At 49.9% G+C, this 3,218-nt stretch carries 3 protein-coding genes; 2 read left to right on the top strand and 1 reads right to left on the bottom strand.

What is annotated here, in order from left to right:
* Positions 1–355 precede the first annotated feature (355 nt).
* Both clpS and clpA read left to right on the top strand, forming a co-directional pair.
* Complete coding sequence (gene clpS / locus BZG79_RS13215; RefSeq protein ID WP_021022427.1) at positions 356–676, top strand: ATP-dependent Clp protease adapter ClpS; 321 nt, start codon at positions 356–358, stop codon at positions 674–676.
* Between the two features lie 45 nt (positions 677–721).
* The gene (clpA, locus tag BZG79_RS13210; RefSeq protein ID WP_077774632.1) at positions 722–2,977 is read left to right on the top strand and encodes an ATP-dependent Clp protease ATP-binding subunit ClpA; all 2,256 of its coding nucleotides are present in this window, start codon (positions 722–724) and stop codon (positions 2,975–2,977) included.
* A 94-nt stretch (positions 2,978–3,071) separates the two neighbouring features.
* On the opposite strand, the gene infA is transcribed toward clpA, so the two are convergent.
* Positions 3,072–3,218: translation initiation factor IF-1 (gene infA, locus BZG79_RS13205; protein WP_108743301.1), on the bottom strand; the 147-nt coding region annotated here is incomplete at its 5' end.

The raw sequence follows: 3,218 nt of genomic DNA, 5'->3' as shown, positions 1-3,218 counted from the left end.
GAAAGAACACAGGATAAGCGAACATATGATCCTGCTTGCGTGGTGATAGCCCATCGGGTAGGTGTATGTCTGCCTTTTTTTTTGTGCACGGATACAGGCGCCCGGTTGGTAACACATTTTCATGGGCTTTGGCATAGTCAGTGAACGAATTTGCGTGTTTCACCCTATCTATGTGTATAACGATAACGCACTACCGTGATTAACAATTGCTCAGACAAACGATGTTCGCATTGAAAAGGTTGCTGGAATACAATCTGTAGCTTAACTTTAAAGACAGGTGGACGGGATTCGTGGATGGCAGTGCTGCCCCGCCACACAATGAGCCTTGATACCCTAACAATGCATTGAAGTGGTTATGAGTAATTGGAATCAATGGGGTTTGCCTGACGCAGAGCTTGAGGCGTCAGAAAAAACTAAGTTACAACCGCCATCGATGTACAAGGTGGTGCTTAACAATGATGACTACACTCCCATGGAGTTTGTTATCGAAGTGCTCCAGACGTTTTTTGCCATGGATGTGGACAAAGCGACACAAGTCATGCTGGCGGTGCACTATGAAGGAAAAGCGGTCTGCGGTGTGTTTACTGCCGAGGTCGCTGAAACGAAAGTGGCACAGGTAATGATGTATGCCAAAGAGCATGGCCATCCGCTACTGTGCACGATGGAGAAAGCGTAAGCTGCTTCATCACGCTTTAGCGCGGTTTTTGAGGGAGGTGCCTTTATGCTTAACAAAGAACTTGAAGCAAGTTTGAACGGCGCGTTTGCACGTGCGCGTGAAAAACGCCACGAATTTATGACGGTGGAGCACCTGCTTCTCGCGTTAATCGAAAATGCGGCGGCGCATGAAGCGCTGGTGGCATGCCGAGCTGATCTGGAGGCGCTACACAAAGAACTCGACGCGTTTATTGAACAAACCACACCGCTGATCCCGGCGGATGATGAGTCGCGAGAAACACAACCCACGTTGAGCTTCCAGCGCGTCTTGCAACGGGCCGTGTTCCATGTTCAGTCATCGGGACGCAGCGAAGTCAGTGGTGCGAACGTGCTTGTCGCTATCTTCAGCGAGCAAGAGTCGCATGCGGCTTATTTGTTGAAGAAAAACGATGTCAGCCGCTTAGACGTGGTGAACTATATCTCCCACGGCACCACCAAAGACGACAGTGAAGACCTTCCCAGTAGTGATATGGGGACAGAAGAAGCGGGCGCCGACCCAGGTGAAGATCGCTTAGAAAACTTTGCTACCAACCTAAACCAGTTGGCGCGCGTCGGTGGCATCGATCCCTTGATTGGTCGTGACAAAGAGCTTGAGCGAACCATTCAGGTGCTGTGCCGTCGTCGCAAGAACAATCCATTGCTGGTGGGGGAAGCCGGCGTGGGTAAAACAGCGATTGCCGAAGGGCTGGCGTGGCGCATTGTCGAAGGCCAAGTGCCCGATGTCATTAAAGACTGTGTCATCTATTCGCTAGATATTGGCTCGCTCTTGGCGGGGACCAAGTATCGCGGTGATTTCGAGAAACGCTTTAAATCAATTTTAAAGCAGCTTGAAAAAGAAGATCATGCCGTGCTTTTCATTGATGAGATCCACACTATTATCGGCGCGGGTGCGGCAAGTGGCGGCCAAGTCGATGCTGCAAACTTGATCAAGCCGCTACTGAGCAGCGGTAAGTTACGTTGTATTGGTTCGACAACCTACCAAGAGTACGGCTCTATCTTTGAGAAAGAGCGTGCATTGGCGCGTCGCTTCCAAAAAATTGATGTGTTGGAGCCGTCTATCGACGATACCACCAAGATCTTGATGGGCTTGAAACCGAAATACGAAGCGCATCATGAAGTGCGGTATACCAACAAAGCGATTCGTGCGGCGGTTGAGTTGTCGGCAAAATACATCAATGAGCGCCACCTTCCTGACAAGGCGATTGACGTGATTGATGAAGCGGGCGCGCGATGCCGAATGGCACCTGCGAGTAAGCGTAAAAAAACCGTCAACGTGCCTGATGTTGAAACCATGATTGCAAAAATGGCACGGATCCCGGAGAAGTCGATATCTTCTTCCGATAAAGATGTGCTGCAGTCGCTAGACGACAAACTTAAGATGTTGGTGTTTGGGCAAGATACTGCGATCACGGCATTGTCAGAGGCGATCAAACTCAGTCGTGCCGGCTTGGGTGATGATAATAAACCCGTGGGGTCGTTCTTGTTTGCTGGGCCAACAGGTGTGGGCAAAACAGAGGTGACCGTGCAGCTTGCGCGTGCCATGGGCATTGAACTCCAACGTTTTGATATGTCCGAATACATGGAGCGTCACACCGTCAGCCGCTTGATTGGTGCACCACCAGGTTATGTTGGCTACGATCAAGGCGGCCTGCTAACGGATGCGGTGATTAAGCATCCTTACAGTGTGGTGCTGCTTGATGAGATCGAGAAAGCGCATCCTGACGTGTTTAACTTGTTACTCCAAGTCATGGATAATGGCACACTGACTGACAACAATGGCCGCAAAGCCGATTTCCGTAATGTTATCTTGGTGATGACAACCAACGCCGGGGTGGCGGAAACGGTACGTAAGTCCATCGGTTTGATTCAGCAGGATCACAGCCATGATGCCATGTCGGAAATTAAAAAGGTATTTTCACCTGAGTTCCGTAATCGTCTCGACAATATCATCTGGTTCAATCACTTGGATGAGCAGGTCATCTTGCAAGTGGTGGATAAATTTATTGTTGAGCTGCAAGCGCAACTGGATGCTAAAGGTGTTTCACTCGAAGTGACATCGGAAGCCAAACAGTGGTTGGCAGAAGAGGGTTACGATAAGGCGATGGGTGCGCGACCGATGGGACGTGTGATTCAAGATAATCTGAAAAAACCATTAGCGAACGAACTGCTCTTTGGTTGTTTGGTCAATGGCGGAACGGTTCGAGTGGTATTGAAAAACAACCGCTTGGACTTCCAGTTCAGTGATCAAATGGAGCCCGCGTAACGGCAGTTGCTCACGTAAGTGTTCATTAAAGCAAGCGTTCACCAAAAGCAAAACCCGGCCTGAGAGCCGGGTTTTTTTGACCGCGTTCGGAGGATTAACGCGAACGGAAAACGATGCGACCTTTCGACAAATCGTAAGGGGTCATTTCAACAGTGACTTTGTCGCCGGTCAGGATGCGGATGTAGTGCTTACGCATCTTGCCTGAAATGTGGGCAGTCACCACGTGACCGTTTTCTAGTTC

Source organism: Salinivibrio sp. MA427 (assembly GCF_001996115.1).
Classification (GTDB): domain Bacteria; phylum Pseudomonadota; class Gammaproteobacteria; order Enterobacterales; family Vibrionaceae; genus Salinivibrio; species Salinivibrio costicola.
The sequence above is the reverse complement of the archived record's forward strand: the minus strand, read 5'-3'. Positions and strand labels throughout refer to the sequence as shown.

Bases quoted from the DNA above. Each gene is read 5' to 3' on its own strand.
- clpA (WP_077774632.1), top strand. From the start codon at position 722: ATGCTTAACAAAGAACTTGAAGCAAGTTTGAACGGCGCGTTTGCACGT.
- clpS (WP_021022427.1), top strand. From the start codon at position 356: ATGAGTAATTGGAATCAATGGGGTTTGCCTGACGCAGAGCTTGAGGCG.